The organism is Pseudalkalibacillus sp. Hm43, from assembly GCF_051842935.1.
Classification (GTDB): domain Bacteria; phylum Bacillota; class Bacilli; order Bacillales; family Fictibacillaceae; genus Pseudalkalibacillus.
Window position 1 is genome coordinate 2,446,303 of sequence record NZ_JBPXRR010000001.1, and the last position, 15,568, is coordinate 2,461,870.

Consider the following 15,568-nt stretch of genomic DNA (forward strand, 5'->3'; position numbering starts at 1 on the left):
CTTAATTTCGACAACAAGTTCGAAAGTCTGACTTAATTCGCTAAAACTAGATATGGAATCAGCGACAAAAGGGGACTATTATAGTGGTAAGGGGGTTGTTTATGAAGAAAGTCTTATTTATTTCACTCTTTGTCGTCCTATTCAGTTTTGTCTTTGTATTTATGTTGAATTATACGTTTTCTCCAGAAAATCAAACCGTACAAGATCCAAAAGAATCCCCGAAAGTTGAAAATACAAAGATCGAGGCTGCCAAACCGAACCCACCCGCAGAACCGGAAACGGTGACTACAAGTGCTACGTTGCGTGCTGTTGGTGATATTTTGATCCATGCCCGTGTTTATGATAAAGCCTTAACAGGACCTCAACAATATGATTTTACTCCGATGCTTGAAAATGTGAAACCCTTTCTAGAAGGGGCTGACATTACGATTGCCAATCAAGAAACCATGATTGGCGGTACGGAAATTGGATTGTCTACTTACCCACAATTCAACAGTCCGGTCGAAATCGGAACTGCATTGAAGGAAGCCGGAGTCGACCTCGTTACGATTGCCAATAACCACACACTCGATCGTGGTGAAAAGGCGATCATGAATGCGCTCGATCACTGGGATGCCATCAGTATGGAATACACTGGCTCCTATCGTTCAGAAGAGGACCGCTCTGAAATTCGGATTCTCGAAAGAAATGATATCGAGTTCTCATTCCTGAGCTACACCTATGGGACGAACGGGATTCCTGTCCCTGAATCGAAACCTCACCTCGTCAACTTGATCGATGCCGATCTGATTAAGACTGAAGTGGAAAAGGCGAAGCAGCAATCCGATGTCGTCGTATTAAGCCTTCACTTCGGAACAGAATATGAACGATTGCCGAATGAACAACAAAAATACTTGGCCCATGAAGCCGCATCAGCAGGGGCAGACATCATCATTGGACACCATCCACATGTCCTGCAGCCGCCAGAATGGATCGAAAGACCTGACGGTAAAAAAACGTTCGTCATCTACTCCCTCGGAAACTTTTTATCAGGACAAAAATGGGATTACAAGGATATTGGCGGCATAGTTGAAGTAGGCGTCACCAAGGTCGTAAAAGGGGAAGAAGAAACGATCACGGTTGAGAAGCCTGCCTTCTTACCGACATATGTGGACCGCAATTACATCGTCCGCCCAATGTATCAGTTAGAGGACAAGCAGAAGGAATACGAAGAAACGAAACAACATATGTCCCGCTGGATTAAGGACCTAGAATTCATCGAAACACCTGAACGGTAAAAGGAGACGCCATGTATGTGGCATCTCCTTTTGATTTACCCTTTCTCTGGGCGCTTGCCCGATTCGACGTACTCTTTCAGGAACTGTCCGAGTAATTCCTGCCAACCGCCATCATGGGCATCACGCCATTGGGGATCGAGTAATCCATACGCATGATGAGACAGCTTCAGCACGGTCTGATCTCCTTTTTCCTCCAAGGAATACGTATAGGCACTGTTCACAGCCCCTCTCATGCCAAGAAGTCCATTCATCCGAATTTCTTCTGGTGCTTTGATATACGTGACGACACCCCATAGGGCACCTTCACCATCTCCCCACGACTCCAGGAATTGGCCGCCGACTTTAGGCTCAAAGGAAAGTGTAGAGCCTTGATCTCCATTCAGTCGATACGCCCACCAGTCATTGATATCTTCTGTGAGCGCTTTGAACACTTTATCCCGGGTTGCGTTAATCGTGATCTCTTGTTCGATTTGAAATGAATCCTGCTTTAATCCATTCTCCATCTCTTCATGCCTCCCTACCGATTGTTCGGCTTTTTCTTTTAACGATAAAAGAGAGTGTGCATCTTGATCCTCGTATTTATTCACCCATCGGTTGTACATTTCTCTCAATGGCACAGCGTTCAAATAATTCAAGCGGACACGTCCGACTCTACGGATCGTGATCAAGTTGGCACTCTCGAGCATTCCAAGGTGTTTCATAACCGCATAGCGGGTCACATCCGGAAACCTTTCATTCAGGTCGCCCGTTGACATCGGACCGTTGATTAGTGCGTCCAATATCTGTCTCCTGATCGGGTGACTCAATGCTTTGAACGTAGTGGATAAATCATCAACCATTTCAGCGATGACCAACACCTCCCCCCTTTTTATGTGACAAAATCGTAACATTAATTCAGATGCCCGGTCAACTTTCAAAAGAAAAACCACATGAAAGAATCATGTGGTCGGGATTTGTCTGAGGTCTTCCAGGCTTTCCATGAATACCTTCTTGTCGCCTTCTTTCGCAATCGCTTCTCCTGCAGCAACCGCTTTTTCCAGGTTCTCTTCGAACTGTTTCCTGTCCTGTGTAAGTGAGTAACCACGAGCCATCGCTTCATACGCGAACGCGAGATCGAAATCGACGATATCGTTTGCCAAACAGTAATCCAATGATTTCTCGGCATGATACAACGCTCTTTCTGAGCTGCCGACGGTGGCATACACTCGAGAAATTTGCCACTCTCCTCTTGCGAAGTTCAGCTCGTTTCCGACGATTCCCCAGTGATATCTAGACGCATGCGCTGCATGAATCATTTCGAGTTCTTCATCGTCTGTCCGATCCTTTTTCTCCATCAGATCCCATACATGATTAAACAGGTCGACCGCTATTTTTCGGTGAAACGTATGTAACTCTTTCGAATCCATCTTATTCCTCCTTTAATCCCAGCTGAATCGTTCTTCCTTCCATGGACGACCGACCATATGATAGCCATTACGCTCCCAAAATCCTGGCTTGTTATCGGTAAGGAACTCTATTCCCCGCACCCATTTGGCACTTTTCCAAAAATAGAGATGCGGAACGACTGCCCTGAGTGGAAAACCATGCTCTGGTGTAAGGGTGTCTCCATCATGACTATGGGCAAGCATACTCGTATCCATCATGAAGTCCTCCATCGGCAAATTGGTCGTCCAACCTTCTTCAGCATGTATAATGACATATTTCGCCTCAGGCAGTACGTTCACCTTCTTTAAAATCTCCTGTGTTGCGATTCCTTGCCATCGGTTATCGAGCTTCGACCAACCTGTAACACAATGGATATCGTTCTTCAGTTCAGTTTGAGGCAGGTCCATGATTTCGTCATAGGTGAGACGCACTTCCTCCTCCACATGACCGAACAATCTCAGATCCCATTTGTTCAAGTCCTCATAATACGGAACATTGCCGTAATGGAGCACCGGCCATTTTTTCGTGACGACCTGGTTCGGAGGCACTCGCTCTGACACTTTTTCCGACTTTTCTTTTCCAAAATACATGAGGGTTTCGCCTCTTTCCGTCGATGTTTTTCGATTCTTTTATATTAGTCTACCCTTCTTTTACTTATGAAAAAAGACCTCTTTCCAAGTGAAAGAGGTCTTACAGTACTATCGGTCTTTACAGGAGGATCGTAGCAATCCAACCGAAGAGGATGAGCGGGATGTTGTAGTGCAAGAATGTCGGCACACACGTATCCCAGATGTGATTGTGTTGCCCATCCGCGTTCAAGCCGGCAGTCGGTCCGAGCGTACTATCTGAAGCGGGGGACCCAGCGTCACCAAGTGCGCCAGCCGTTCCAACAAGTGCGACGATCGCAAGCGGACTGAATCCAAGCTCCTGAGCGAGCGGCACGAAGATTGTCGCGATGATCGGAATCGTCGCAAAGGACGACCCGATTCCCATCGTGACAAGCAACCCGACAATCAACATCATCAGCGCTGCCAGCACTTGATTCCCATCAAACAGTCCAGAAGTCTGCTTCACAAGGACTTCTATGTCTCCTGTTTGTCTCATCACTTCAGCAAACCCAGCAGCTGTAATCATGACGAAACCGATGAACGCCATCATCTTCATGCCGTCTGTGAAGATGAGATCGGATTCTTTTATAGAGAAAGAACCCGTCAAAAAGAGGACGACAATTCCGGATAGCGCCCCGAGAATCATAGATTCCGTCAAGACCTGTACAACGACGGTCACGATGATTGCGATGACTGAAAATGTAATGGAACGAGCAGTGAATGTAGATGGGATGGTCTCACTCTCACTCGCAATGTCCTTATTTTCATACGTACGCGGTTTTCGATAAGATACGAAAAGCGCAATCAGCAAGCCGATGACCATACCTACGACCGGTAACGCCATCGCTTGCGGAATCATCGCCATATCAATCGTCAACCCACTCTTCTCCATTTCCTTTTGGATGATCTGATGGAAAATGAGACCGAATCCGACGGGAAGCAAGATGTAAGGTGCAGTCAACCCGAATGTGATGGATGAGGCCAATGCTCTTCGGTCCATTCTCAGTTCATTGAAAATCAACAACAACGGTGGAATCAAAATCGGAATGAATGCGATATGGATCGGAATCAAGTTTTGCGAAAAGATTGAGATTGTCACGATGATGAATAGTAACAGAGCTTTTGAAAGCGCTTGTCTTTTCGTATCTCCCTGTTTTTTCGTCATTTTCAAGGCACCTGACACGAGTAGTTCAGGTAGACCTGTTTTCGATAGACCTAATGCGAATGCACCGAGCAATGCATAGCTCAGAGCAATCGTAGCGTTATTCCCTAATCCTTCAGTAAAAACGGTAATCGTTTCATTCAAGCCCAGTCCACCGACCAATCCCCCAGTCAATGCACCGATAGCAAGGGCCAAAACGACTTGTACTCGCAACAAGCTTAAGAGCAGCATGACAAGTACAGCAATGACAACAGCGTTCATGAAAATGACCTCCAACTACTTTATCTCGATAAATCACTAATGTACTAAATTACGAAAATCAATTTAACACGATTCCGATAAAGTGTCAATCACATGATCCTATAAAGTTTCTTTTACCGATATTTGTATGGAAGTACAAAAAACCCCTTCCGACTGTAGTCGGAAGGGTTGGTTAAGCTATTTATTTCGCTGCGAATTTTTCAACGAGCTTGACGATCGAACGAGTCATGACGCCTGTTGCACCTTTTGGCCCGAGGTCGCTCGCTTTATTGCTGTATGCTGTTCCAGCAATATCAAGGTGAAGCCATGGTGTATCCTCCACGAATTCGGATAGGAAGACACCACCTTGAACAGGGTGTGCATTCTTACCGGCAGAATTGACGAAATCCGCTACGTTACTAATGCGTAGAATTTTCTTGTACGGTCCGAACATCGGAAGTCGCCATACATACTCTCCCGCTTCTTCCGCACATTGCTCGAATTTCTGGAAGAACGCTTCATCATTGCTCATCACACCGGATGCAATGTCACCGAATGCGACGACGACACCTCCAGTAAGTGTAGCGAGATCCACCAGGTAAGATGCACCTTGCTCTTTTGCATACGTGATCGCGTCTGCTAGAATCAATCGTCCTTCTGCATCCGTGTTCGTGATCTCGATCGTTTTACCGCTCATGGACGTCAGAACATCTCCTGGTTTCATTGCAGAGCCGTTAATCAGGTTTTCACTGGATGGAATGACAAACATGACGTTCACGTCTGGCTTCAATCGGCCGACCGACTCCATCGCTCCAAGAACCGCAGCACTTCCGCCCATGTCAGACTTCATTTCGTGCATGTTCAGGGCAGGCTTCAAGGAGTAACCACCTGCATCAAATGTGAGACCTTTCCCTACAAAAGTAAGGACGTCTTCCCACTTCTCTTTTGCCTTGTATTTGACGACGATCAATTTCGCGTCCTGATCTGACCCTTGGCTGACACCAAGTAAAGCACCCATTCCGAGTTCTTTCATGTCCGACTCTTCGAGTACATCGTATTCAAAACCATGCTTTTGAGCAATACTTACAGCTTGAGCCGCAAGGTCAGTTGGTGTAAGCAGGTTTCCTGGCGTATTGACCAGATCACGTGCTACGTTCGTTCCTGCAGCATACGCTTCCCCACTCTTCAGGGCGTAATCAATTGTTGCTTCATCTTCTTCTGAGTAGAGTTCAATCCTTTTCAACTCATACTTTCTTTCATTCTTCTTTTCCTTGTAATCTTCAAATTGATATGTCGCAAGCATGAATGCTTCGGATAGCGCATGAACCGTTTGCTTGAACTCAACCGCTTCGGAATAGAATGAATCCATCGCAATGGCGATTTCTTCTTGCTTGTGTTGCTTCAATTCTTTTGCGACTTTACCGAAAGCCTCTCTCACTTTACGGTAATTAAGGTCTTTGCGTAATCCTAATCCAACGAAATAGATGGTCTTCACACCAAGTGCTCCTAGCGTGTGAATGCGTGTCACTTTCTTCAGTTTTGCAGAAAGGTCATCGCTTTTGAACAGTTCACTGATATGGCCATTTAAAGCGCTATCAATTTCACTTGCGATTCCCGTCGGCTTTTTGTCATCACCATAGATTCCGACAACCAACGTATGTATATCTTGTCTCACATCTAACCCTTTTTTGACTGTAAACATCCAATTCCCCCTCTAATCTCTTTTCCTCATTATATCGAAATATTTCGATTACCTAAACATCATCTTGTAAATACAAATAAATATTCGGCAGTGCCGGGAGTTCCTTTGTTCTTTCATAAGGAACAGCATCGATATCCGGCAGTATATGCAAGCACTTTTTCACAAAAACACGCAATTCATTCGTGTCGAGTCCCCAAAACACGTCAGGATAAGGCTCGAAACACTCCTGAGCTCGTTGGAACATTTGCCTTGCTCCTTTTACATTACCATATTCATAGTGATAAATCGCGACAGACATCTGCAATAAGCCTTTTAAAAAAAGATTCTGCTTGTCTATCATCCAGATTTCTTCAATCAAATCATGACATGTATAATAATCGCCCTCGTTAAAGCTGACGAAGAATTCATAGTATTCCATCGGATAATTTGAACGCATGCAATCTCCCCCTGCCACTATATGTTATCACTTGCATATGTATTTCTAAATCGGGGTAATGAATGAATAAACGATATGGTAAACTAAATTTAGGATTAGATGAAAGGAAGTTGCTTTCTTGGAGGACTTATTAACGAATTTTCCATTATGGTGTGCGATCTTTTCCATACTGTTCGCTCAATTGATTAAAATTCCGATCATGTATATTTCCACACGGAAACTCGAATGGGGTTTATTCTTCAGTACAGGTGGAATGCCGAGCTCCCACTCGAGCGGCGTTACATCACTGACGACATCCATCGGTTTGGTGGAAGGGGTCGGTTCACCGTTATTTGCCATTACTGCAGTATTCAGCATAATTGTCATGTATGATGCGAAAGGTGTGCGCTGGCAGGCCGGCGAGCAAGCGATCGTGTTGAACCAGTTGGTCAGAGATTTCCAGCACTTGACGACGGAAATCAAGAATTGGCCGAAAAAGAACGAAGAAGAAAAGAGAAGAGAACTGAAGGAACTGTTAGGGCACCGTCCGAGCGAAGTGTTTTTCGGCGCCCTGCTTGGAATCGGTCTAAGCTTAGCGATTTTTTACGGTTTTGTCCAATAGGAGGGGATTCATATTCGAATCATATCGATCTGTCCGAGTAATACCGAACTGGTTGCCTATTTAGGCTTGACCTCCTCGCTTGTCGGAGTGGATGACTTTTCTGACTGGCCGAAAGAAATTGAAGAACTGCCAAGGTTAGGTCCAGACTTGAATATCAATATGGATCGTTTGCAAGCGTTAGAGCCTGACCTTGTATTAGCCTCGCTCAGTGTACCAGGTATGGAAAAGAACATTGAACGACTTGACGAAAGAGGGATCCGGTACCATATATTCAATCCGAACTCCCTTGATGAAATTGCAGACGATCTCCTGAAGCTTGGAGAACTGACTGGCTTTGAAGAACGAGCGAAACAGATTGTTGCTCATTTTCGAAATGTGATTGAAGAGTATAAAGGAATTTCGAGGACGGTGACCGAAAAACCTTCTTTGTATTGGGAATGGTGGCCGAAGCCTGCTTTTACACCTGGTGGCGAGAATTGGCTGACAGAGATCAGTGAGCTTGCCGGTGCGGAGAACTGTTTTGCAGATGAAGATGTTGCAAGTGTCCAGACGGATTGGGAAACGATTCGGAAACGTGAACCGGACCATATCTGTCTCGTCTGGGTAGGTGTGCGGAAGCAGAAGGTCAACCCGAAGATCCTCGATAAACGACCGGATTGGGATCAAATGAAGGCGATGCAGATGAATCATGTGCATGTGTTGGAGGAACCTTACTTTTGCAGACCCTCACCTCGCCTGTTGATCGGATTGCAGAAGATTGCTTCCATCATCCATCCGGATGATTATCCCGTTTACGAGGATGAGGAAGATCCTCTATTGAAAATGAGCAAAGGACTGGCTTGATAGTGAGCCAGTCCTTTTTTTACATATACGATTAAGTATCTTTCGGCTTGAACATCTGCTCTCGGAACACTTGCATCGATTCCTGTTCATTGAGGGCGGTGAGCGTTTTTTCGCTCAACTTCCCTTCACCACGGTGGATCACATAGACATCAAGGGTTTTTTTGCCCCATTTTTTATACACATCATCTACCGTCTCGTAATAGAGGTCGATTTTCTTCTGTTTGATGGCTGAGCCTGTGTCCGCTACAACCCCGTAGCCGTATCCAGGAATCCAAAGGATACTTCCGATTGGAAAAACCCTCGTATCCGCAGCGATCGTCGAGTAGAGGTCTCGCCGGACCTTTACACCGGATTTCGTAATCCCATAGGCAGGGTGTTCTTTCGTCTTACCGGTCGACTCGACTCCCGCCGTGTACCCCGTCGCGACTACCTTCACCTTTGGATAACGATCCGTATCTATGGTATCTTCTAATGTCTTTCCTTTTGCCAATGCGCTCGATGATAGCTGCAGCGATTTGTTTTTGACGCTTAACAGCTGTTTCATCATGAAGCTGCTTGTCTTTTTCACATGCTCCAAAGCTTTCGTATCGATTGTGAATTCCTTCGAATTTGCGAAACTCACAAGTCCCGAAGCTTCGACTCCTGAAACTTTCCCTATGGTCGTGAATAATGCAATTACAAATAAACAAGTCATAAGAGAGCGTTTCAGAATGGTTTTGGTAAACTGCATCTTTTCACTCCTCTCACGCCTAATCCTTTCCAAAAACGGAAGAAAGTATTCATGAAGCCCGTCCAAAGACGAAAAATACAGACTATTTGAATATTCTTCCAGAATGGGGGTGAGCAGTGCCAGGTACCGTTTCAAAACCCACTGGTGTCAACGCTTTTGAGACGGTGCCAGGTACTCTTCAGAAATCCTTATGTATCAACACTTCTTAGATGGTACCTGGTACCGTTTAGAACACCAGCAAGCAGTAGGGTTCTCTTCGCGTACCTGGTACTGGTCAGCACGGATTGGCATTGATTTACAGTCGGCACAGCCGACAGTTATGGTTTGTTCCCGTTGTATATAAAAGTAAACATAAAAAAGACTGTCGAATGGTTTCGACAGTCTTCTCATAGCTCATATCCTATACGGTCTTCAATTAGAACATCTGGTATCCTCGGACTCTGAGCATCTTGATCGTAATGCCCGATAAAATCGCTCCGAGTAAGCCGAATAAGAGAATTAGAATATCAGAAAAGTGCAATAGAATTATTTTATTTATCAATTCTTGGAAGGTTGTTCCTGGTGCTGCAAAGTAATCAAAAAACGGTACATCGTCAATGATCATGATTACAACAACGGGATAAAGAACAGCCATAACCCAAGTCATTCTTAACAACATGTTCAAAAGAAAGCCTATTCCAAAGAACAAAACCATGAACAACAGCATGGAGATGATCAAGGTCGGAATGGTTAACGGCATACTGGTCACCCCTTTATATCCATTGACTAGTTTACTGCATTATCAGTTGCAGAGTCAATGCTAGCGAAAGGGGATCCAGTGCGTTATTCTCAGTTGTTCATAAACCTGTCATAAGTTTCAGATGTGCTTCCTGCCACTGCCTCCACAATGATCACAAGTTTCAGATCCACCAAGCAATAGCTGGAAATACCCTACCCCTTTACAATACTGACAAGTTACGGTTTGAGGACTGCGATGCTTTTGTTCTTTGTTCATGATAGACACCTCTTTATTTAAATTTTCTGATAATATACCAACTCTGTAGTTTTTTGAAAAATCTGATATTAGTCCATATTGGTTCATGTAAACGTATACACGAGCTTTTTTCTTCCACAATGTTTCGTTTTCAAACGTTTTTAACGGATATTGAAAATCTTATAATTCGTGTACCCAAACTGCGTTCCAGGGTTCAAATCGTGTGTCGAAAAGCCGTTTTTGGAAGGGTCTTGACCAAGAAAAAAGTGAATCATGAGTGAAGATGATGGGTCGTTCAATAATTTTGTCTTAGAAAAAAATCCGACCTCCGAAATTTCGCTCTGCTGCGGCTTCAATTCGCCACCAATCGCATCCATTGAGAAAATGACCATGTTATCGCTGATTTCTTCATTCAAGACCCCAGAGCGGATTCCGATTACACCCGTGATTTCTGCAATGATGCCGGTCTCCTCCCGTACTTCACGTTTTACCGCTTCATCAATCGTTTCCCCTTCATCGACAAAGCCAGCAGGAAAGGACCACTTGCCTTTAAGTCCACCGTATTTCTTTTTCACGACAAGCCATTGATTGTCATGTTCAATGATTCCTGCAACGGAAAGCCAAACTTTTTCACGTTTTCTGCTCATTTTCGGTTCCTCCCTACCTATGCAAACTGTCTCTATATAGAAAATATAAATCAAAATCAGGATTTATAAACCAAAATCCAAAATTATAAGCCAAAATCAGAATTTATAATCCAAAACCAGAATTTATAATCCAAATTCAAAAATTATAATCCAAAACGCAGTTTCGCCACTATGTAAAAAAGAGCGAAGCCGCTCATCACGACTTCACTCTTGATCGTATCAAACTTCTATTAGAATAATTTGAGCTTACCTTTTTTGATGACGAGTGGAATTCCACCTAGTAGGTAGAGGTAACGGTTGTCGATGATCTTCTTCATCGCTGCTGCAGTTGCTCCGTAAAGCTTTCTGTTGCCGACTTTACCGATTGCTTCACCTTTACCAAGAGAAGCTACTGTACCTTTGATGTCCGGTACGAATGTTTCCATTTTGCCACCGTTGATCAATGCCTTCAAGTTGCGTGCAACCGTAAAGGATTGTTGGATCGCAATTTGGGCAGTTGGTGGGTATGGACGGTTGATCTCTTCGTTGATGATCAATGCGCAATCTCCGACGATGAAGATGTGATCTTTACCAGGAGCGCGAAGATCTTTCTCAACCTTCACACGGCCACGCATCGTTTCAAAACCAGAGTTTTCAACGATGGAGTTACCGCGGATTCCTGTTGTCCAAACAATTGTGTCTGCTTTGATTTCTTCTTCTTCAAGAACGACACTGTCTTCAGTGACTTCCTTGATCGGAGTGCCAAGCATGAACTCGACGCCCTTACTTTCAAGAAGGTTCACAGCGTACTCGACGAGTTCTTCGTCAAAGCCAGGTAGCACTGTCGGAGCAGCTTCAGCACAGATCAAACGAACTCTTTCACGTGGTACGTCGAACTCATCACAAAGCTCAGGAATACGGTCAGCCATCTCACCGATGAACTCGATACCAGTGAATCCTGCACCTGCTACAACGATGTTCAACATGCCTTCAGAAGGGTTGTCTTCATTATTGTAACTAGCGAATAAGTACTCGATATGTTCTTTGATTTTACGGACAGTATCTACACTTCGAATACTGAACGCATAGTCTTTAACACCTGGAATTCCAAATGTTTCAGATTCGAAACCAAGTCCGATGACAAGGTAATCGTATGTCAGTTCGCCGTTTTCCAATTTGACGGTCTTGTTTGCATCATCAATGGAAACGACTGTGTCTTGAACGAAGTTGATGCGGTTCGTGTCGATGACATCACTGATCGCCATGCGTGTACGATCGTGGTGCAACGTACCTGCAGCTGGCTCGTGAAGCCAAGTTGTTTGGTAATGGTAATTGTGCTTATTAACGAGCGTGATTTCCGCTTCGTTCATTCCTAATTCTTTTGTGAGACGAGTTGCTGTCATGATCCCGCCGTATCCGGCACCGAGAATGACGATCTTTGGTCTACTCATATCTCTCATCCACCCTTTTCTTTTTTATATAGCGTTGGACAAATGCGTGCAGCATCGAAAATGAACCATAAAGTTTGTTACGTATTTCACGTACTTTAACGCAAAATGTCATAAAATCTCCGTAATTGTCCCATTGTCAAGTTTAGTGCTTTTATTCGATTTTTTCAACCCATAGCACGCAACTTTTTTGTCGACCACCCTATTACACAGTTTTTCCCTTTTCTTCATCCTTTATTAAGCTTATAATGAGTACAACAACAGATAACTGGGGGTGTAGAATGATATGACCGAGCAACATGATATCTATGATGTAACGATCATAGGTGGAGGGCCGACAGGGTTATTCACCGCATTTTACGGAGGCATGAGACAGCTTAAGGTAAAGATCATCGAGAGTATGCCTCAATTAGGAGGACAATTAGCGGCACTTTATCCTGAGAAATACATATATGATGTAGCAGGATTTCCGAAAGTACTTGCACAAGATCTCGTTGATAATTTGAAAGAGCAGGCTTTTCAGTTCAACCCATCTGTAGCTTTAGAGCAATCTGTACAAAAAGTAGAGCGAATGGAAGACAAAACGTTCAGACTCACTACGGATAAGGAAACACATTATTCCAAAACGGTAATTATTACCGCTGGCGTTGGTGCTTTCCAACCTCGACGTCTTGAGCATGAGAATGCAAAAGAATATGAAGGGAAGAACCTTCACTATTTCGTAGAAGATCTCAATGCTTTTGCTGGCCAGAAGGTCGTTGTTTGTGGAGGCGGAGATTCCGCAGTCGATTGGGCAAACATGCTTGAGCCACTTGCGAAGGAAGTCACATTGACACACCGTCGTGATAAGTTCCGTGCACACGAACACAGCGTCGAGCAATTGATGAACTCAAAGGTCTCCATCAAGACACCTTTCCAAGTGAAAGAAGTCATTGGAGATGAGAATGGCGTGAAAAAGGTCGTCTTGCAGGAATCCAAAGGGGAGAAAGAAGAAGTCATTGAATGTGACTCCTTGATCGTCAACTACGGCTTCATTTCATCTCTTGGTCCGATAAAAGAATGGGGTCTGGACATCCAGAAGAACTCCATTGTCGTCAACTCACGTATGGAAACGAACATACCTGGCATTTATGCAGCTGGAGACGTTTGTACATATGAAGGGAAAGTGAAATTGATTGCGACTGGATTTGGTGAAGCACCGACGGCGATCAACAATGCGAAAGCATATATCGATCCGAAAGCAAAAGTACAACCAATGCATAGTACAAGCTTGTTTTAATATGAATTAAGAAGGTTCCGATCATGATCGGAACCTTTTTATTTACCCCGTTATACCAGTTAGAGGCTCTTTCACACCCCGATCTCGCTTAAATCCGGAGATCGCCCCCTGCAAGATGTTCTTACTCAATAAAAAACCTCCATTCCATCTGGGAATGAAGGTTTCTGCTTTTACAAATTGTAGTACAACAAAAAGGCGAGTAATCCGATAAAAGGAATGGCTAAAATGAGGCCGTATACTAGGAAGTTTGCGTTCATGATTTTACGGTCGCGGGCAGACTTGTCGTCCATATTACAGTCATCTCCTTTTTACAGTTAGTATGACCAATTCCCGCGAAAATAAATAAAGAGTTGAACCCATCTTCTAGGGGTCAACTCTTTGTATTCCATATCAGCACTCTTCAGGCGTACCAGCGTTCGTCGCTGTCTTGAAGGATGAGCCGCAACCGCATGATGCGATGGCGTTCGGATTGTCGATCGTGAAGCCTCCGCCCATCATGTTCTCTTTATAATCAATCGTGACACCTTGAAGGATCTTTACACTGTCCGGGTCAGCGATGACACCAATTCCGTGCTGGTCGTATTTCGTATCGTTCTCTTTTACTTCTGTATCAAAGCCCATGCCATATGAAAGACCGCTGCAGCCTCCACCTTGAACTCCAACGCGAAGATAAAGATTTTCTTCCTCTTCAGCAGCCATCATTTGCTTGATTTGATTTGCAGCAGATTCTGTGATTGTGATCAATGGAATCACTCCTTTCATACCTCTATATATAGTATACAGGGGCAAAGATTGAACCTCAACCTTCATGGACTGACAATTCGTTACATATCCTCTTTCAGACGAAGAAGATCGTTATGACGGCGATCGATTTCCTGACTATAATATAAGACCTTCGGATGATTCAGTCCTAGCACACGTGCTGTGCGGATCATTTCAGCCCTCAGGCACTCGATTTGTTCGTTATATCTTTCAAACAGGGTCTTTTTGGATGTCTTGATCATGCGACTCACCACTCCTATAATACACCCCATTATTAAAAACGAAGTGCTTACTCTTTATATCGTAAAGTTTCCCTGGTTTTTCAAGTCTTTACCTTTATAATAGTAGGTCCCATCACAAATGGTGACGGCTGGGCCAGTCATGAGTACTTCTCCGTCCAACGACCATGTGATGTGGAGATCTCCACCTGATAGGTGAACGACCGTTTCTTCTCCACGCTCTGCTTTACCTGTCAAAACAGCTGCTACTACCGCAGCACAAGCACCGGTTCCACAGGCTTGCGTTACCCCAGAGCCTCGTTCCCATACCCGAAAATGCATTTCTTTCTCATTTACCACTTCGACGAATTCCACATTCACACCTTCTGGAAAATTTTCGTGTTTTTCCAATATAGGACCCATCGTCGTGACAGGTGCTTTTTCAATATCCTCGATAAAAAAGACTGCATGTGGATTTCCCATGGAAACACCGGTCATTTGAAAGGTCTGACCTTCGACCTCTACTGTTTCCTCTAAAACTTCGTCATCAGGATGTCCTTTTCCGACCATAGGAAGATCCGATCTTTTTAATCGCGGTTCCCCCATATTGATCGTCACCTGTGTAACTTCACCATCTACTGGGTGAACTTGAGCCTGTACAACGCCACCTAAGGTTTCAATTGTAAAATGCTCCTCATGCACGATGGCGTTTTCATATACATATTTGGCTACACACCTTAAACCATTCCCGCAATTTTTCGCTTCGGAACCATCATTATTAAAAATCCTCATTAAGACATGTGCCTTTTCCGACTTTCCGATCAGGATGAGGCCATCAGACCCAATTCCGGTATGCGGATTCGAAACTGCAATCGCAATGGAAGACAGCTCTTCTTCCGGTAGGTTTTCTTTGAATGTATCCACATAAATGTAGTTGTTACCTAGTCCGTGCATTTTCGTAAAATTGAACTGGTTCATAGGATGCTCCTCCAATTAGCGCAGTTGTTCTGTCGTCCAGAAGTAATCTTCGTCTGCTTTCAAAATCGTCATTTTCGTATTACAGCATGGCATGATCAAATATGTTCGGAAGCCTTCCATCGCATGTTGGAGGTCTTCTTCCTTCAAGTTCGTCAATATGTTTTCCTTACTGCAATATGGACATGTTTGTATATAGATATCTTTCATCATCCGCTCATACGGCCAAGTGTTCCGGAAAGAAGACATGCCATTTTCCCCCT

The 15,568-nt window shown here is 44.2% G+C and carries 19 protein-coding genes; 4 read left to right on the forward strand and 15 right to left on the reverse strand.

Annotated features, from left to right (window positions below; genetic code table 11):
- The first annotated feature begins 101 nt into the window (after window positions 1–101).
- Window positions 102–1,277, forward strand: a complete 1,176-nt coding sequence (locus ACSVDE_RS12890; RefSeq protein WP_439301282.1) for a CapA family protein — start codon at window positions 102–104, stop codon at window positions 1,275–1,277.
- 35 nt (window positions 1,278–1,312) lie between these two features.
- On the opposite strand, the gene ACSVDE_RS12895 is transcribed toward ACSVDE_RS12890, so the two are convergent.
- From ACSVDE_RS12895 to ACSVDE_RS12920, 6 genes are all read right to left on the reverse strand, one after another.
- Entirely contained in the window at window positions 1,313–2,131 is an 819-nt protein-coding gene (locus ACSVDE_RS12895) for a helix-turn-helix domain-containing protein (RefSeq protein ID WP_439301283.1), read from the reverse strand.
- Between the two features lie 84 nt (window positions 2,132–2,215).
- Entirely contained in the window at window positions 2,216–2,683 is a 468-nt protein-coding gene (locus tag ACSVDE_RS12900) for a hypothetical protein (protein WP_439301284.1), read from the reverse strand.
- Between the two features lie 12 nt (window positions 2,684–2,695).
- Window positions 2,696–3,292 (reverse strand): sulfite oxidase-like oxidoreductase, encoded by a 597-nt coding sequence (locus tag ACSVDE_RS12905; protein WP_439301285.1) that lies wholly within the window; start codon window positions 3,290–3,292, stop codon window positions 2,696–2,698.
- A 118-nt stretch (window positions 3,293–3,410) separates the two neighbouring features.
- Window positions 3,411–4,733, reverse strand: coding sequence for a Na+/H+ antiporter family protein (locus ACSVDE_RS12910; protein ID WP_439301286.1), 1,323 nt, complete (start codon window positions 4,731–4,733; stop codon window positions 3,411–3,413).
- Window positions 4,734–4,914: 181 nt separating this feature from the next.
- A complete protein-coding gene (locus ACSVDE_RS12915) occupies window positions 4,915–6,414 on the reverse strand; it encodes a leucyl aminopeptidase (RefSeq protein WP_439301287.1) in 1,500 nt (499 codons plus the stop codon).
- A gap of 52 nt (window positions 6,415–6,466) precedes the next feature.
- Complete coding sequence (locus ACSVDE_RS12920) at window positions 6,467–6,850, reverse strand: DUF309 domain-containing protein (protein ID WP_439301288.1); 384 nt, start codon at window positions 6,848–6,850, stop codon at window positions 6,467–6,469.
- A 118-nt stretch (window positions 6,851–6,968) separates the two neighbouring features.
- On the opposite strand from ACSVDE_RS12920, the gene ACSVDE_RS12925 reads away from it, so the two are divergent.
- Together ACSVDE_RS12925 and ACSVDE_RS12930 are read left to right on the forward strand one after the other, a co-directional pair.
- A complete protein-coding gene (locus ACSVDE_RS12925) occupies window positions 6,969–7,451 on the forward strand; it encodes a divergent PAP2 family protein (RefSeq protein ID WP_439301289.1) in 483 nt (160 codons plus the stop codon).
- 12 nt (window positions 7,452–7,463) lie between these two features.
- A complete protein-coding gene (locus tag ACSVDE_RS12930; RefSeq protein WP_439302000.1) occupies window positions 7,464–8,294 on the forward strand; it encodes a cobalamin-binding protein in 831 nt (276 codons plus the stop codon).
- A 31-nt stretch (window positions 8,295–8,325) separates the two neighbouring features.
- On the opposite strand, the gene ACSVDE_RS12935 is transcribed toward ACSVDE_RS12930, so the two are convergent.
- The 5 genes from ACSVDE_RS12935 to ACSVDE_RS12955 all read right to left on the reverse strand — a co-directional run bounded on the left by ACSVDE_RS12935 (window position 8,326) and on the right by ACSVDE_RS12955 (window position 12,074).
- Window positions 8,326–9,024, reverse strand: coding sequence for a 3D domain-containing protein (locus tag ACSVDE_RS12935; RefSeq protein ID WP_439301290.1), 699 nt, complete (start codon window positions 9,022–9,024; stop codon window positions 8,326–8,328).
- 415 nt (window positions 9,025–9,439) lie between these two features.
- The gene (locus ACSVDE_RS12940) at window positions 9,440–9,763 is read right to left on the reverse strand and encodes a YuiB family protein (RefSeq protein ID WP_226547045.1); all 324 of its coding nucleotides are present in this window, start codon (window positions 9,761–9,763) and stop codon (window positions 9,440–9,442) included.
- A gap of 117 nt (window positions 9,764–9,880) precedes the next feature.
- Complete coding sequence (locus tag ACSVDE_RS12945) at window positions 9,881–10,018, reverse strand: YuiA family protein (protein WP_226547046.1); 138 nt, start codon at window positions 10,016–10,018, stop codon at window positions 9,881–9,883.
- A gap of 140 nt (window positions 10,019–10,158) precedes the next feature.
- Window positions 10,159–10,644, reverse strand: coding sequence for an NUDIX domain-containing protein (locus ACSVDE_RS12950; RefSeq protein ID WP_439301291.1), 486 nt, complete (start codon window positions 10,642–10,644; stop codon window positions 10,159–10,161).
- 230 nt (window positions 10,645–10,874) lie between these two features.
- The gene (locus ACSVDE_RS12955; protein WP_439301292.1) at window positions 10,875–12,074 is read right to left on the reverse strand and encodes an NAD(P)/FAD-dependent oxidoreductase; all 1,200 of its coding nucleotides are present in this window, start codon (window positions 12,072–12,074) and stop codon (window positions 10,875–10,877) included.
- A 283-nt stretch (window positions 12,075–12,357) separates the two neighbouring features.
- On the opposite strand from ACSVDE_RS12955, the gene ACSVDE_RS12960 reads away from it, so the two are divergent.
- The gene (locus tag ACSVDE_RS12960; RefSeq protein WP_439301293.1) at window positions 12,358–13,350 is read left to right on the forward strand and encodes an NAD(P)/FAD-dependent oxidoreductase; all 993 of its coding nucleotides are present in this window, start codon (window positions 12,358–12,360) and stop codon (window positions 13,348–13,350) included.
- 390 nt (window positions 13,351–13,740) lie between these two features.
- On the opposite strand, the gene erpA is transcribed toward ACSVDE_RS12960, so the two are convergent.
- The 4 genes from erpA to ACSVDE_RS12980 all read right to left on the reverse strand — a co-directional run bounded on the left by erpA (window position 13,741) and on the right by ACSVDE_RS12980 (window position 15,554).
- Entirely contained in the window at window positions 13,741–14,112 is a 372-nt protein-coding gene (gene erpA, locus ACSVDE_RS12965; RefSeq protein ID WP_439301294.1) for an iron-sulfur cluster insertion protein ErpA, read from the reverse strand.
- Between the two features lie 62 nt (window positions 14,113–14,174).
- A complete protein-coding gene (locus ACSVDE_RS12970; RefSeq protein WP_439301295.1) occupies window positions 14,175–14,354 on the reverse strand; it encodes a Spo0E family sporulation regulatory protein-aspartic acid phosphatase in 180 nt (59 codons plus the stop codon).
- 54 nt (window positions 14,355–14,408) lie between these two features.
- Complete coding sequence (gene dapF / locus ACSVDE_RS12975) at window positions 14,409–15,308, reverse strand: diaminopimelate epimerase (protein ID WP_439301296.1); 900 nt, start codon at window positions 15,306–15,308, stop codon at window positions 14,409–14,411.
- 15 nt (window positions 15,309–15,323) lie between these two features.
- The gene (locus ACSVDE_RS12980) at window positions 15,324–15,554 is read right to left on the reverse strand and encodes a hypothetical protein (RefSeq protein ID WP_439301297.1); all 231 of its coding nucleotides are present in this window, start codon (window positions 15,552–15,554) and stop codon (window positions 15,324–15,326) included.
- Between the last annotated feature and the right edge of the window lie 14 nt (window positions 15,555–15,568).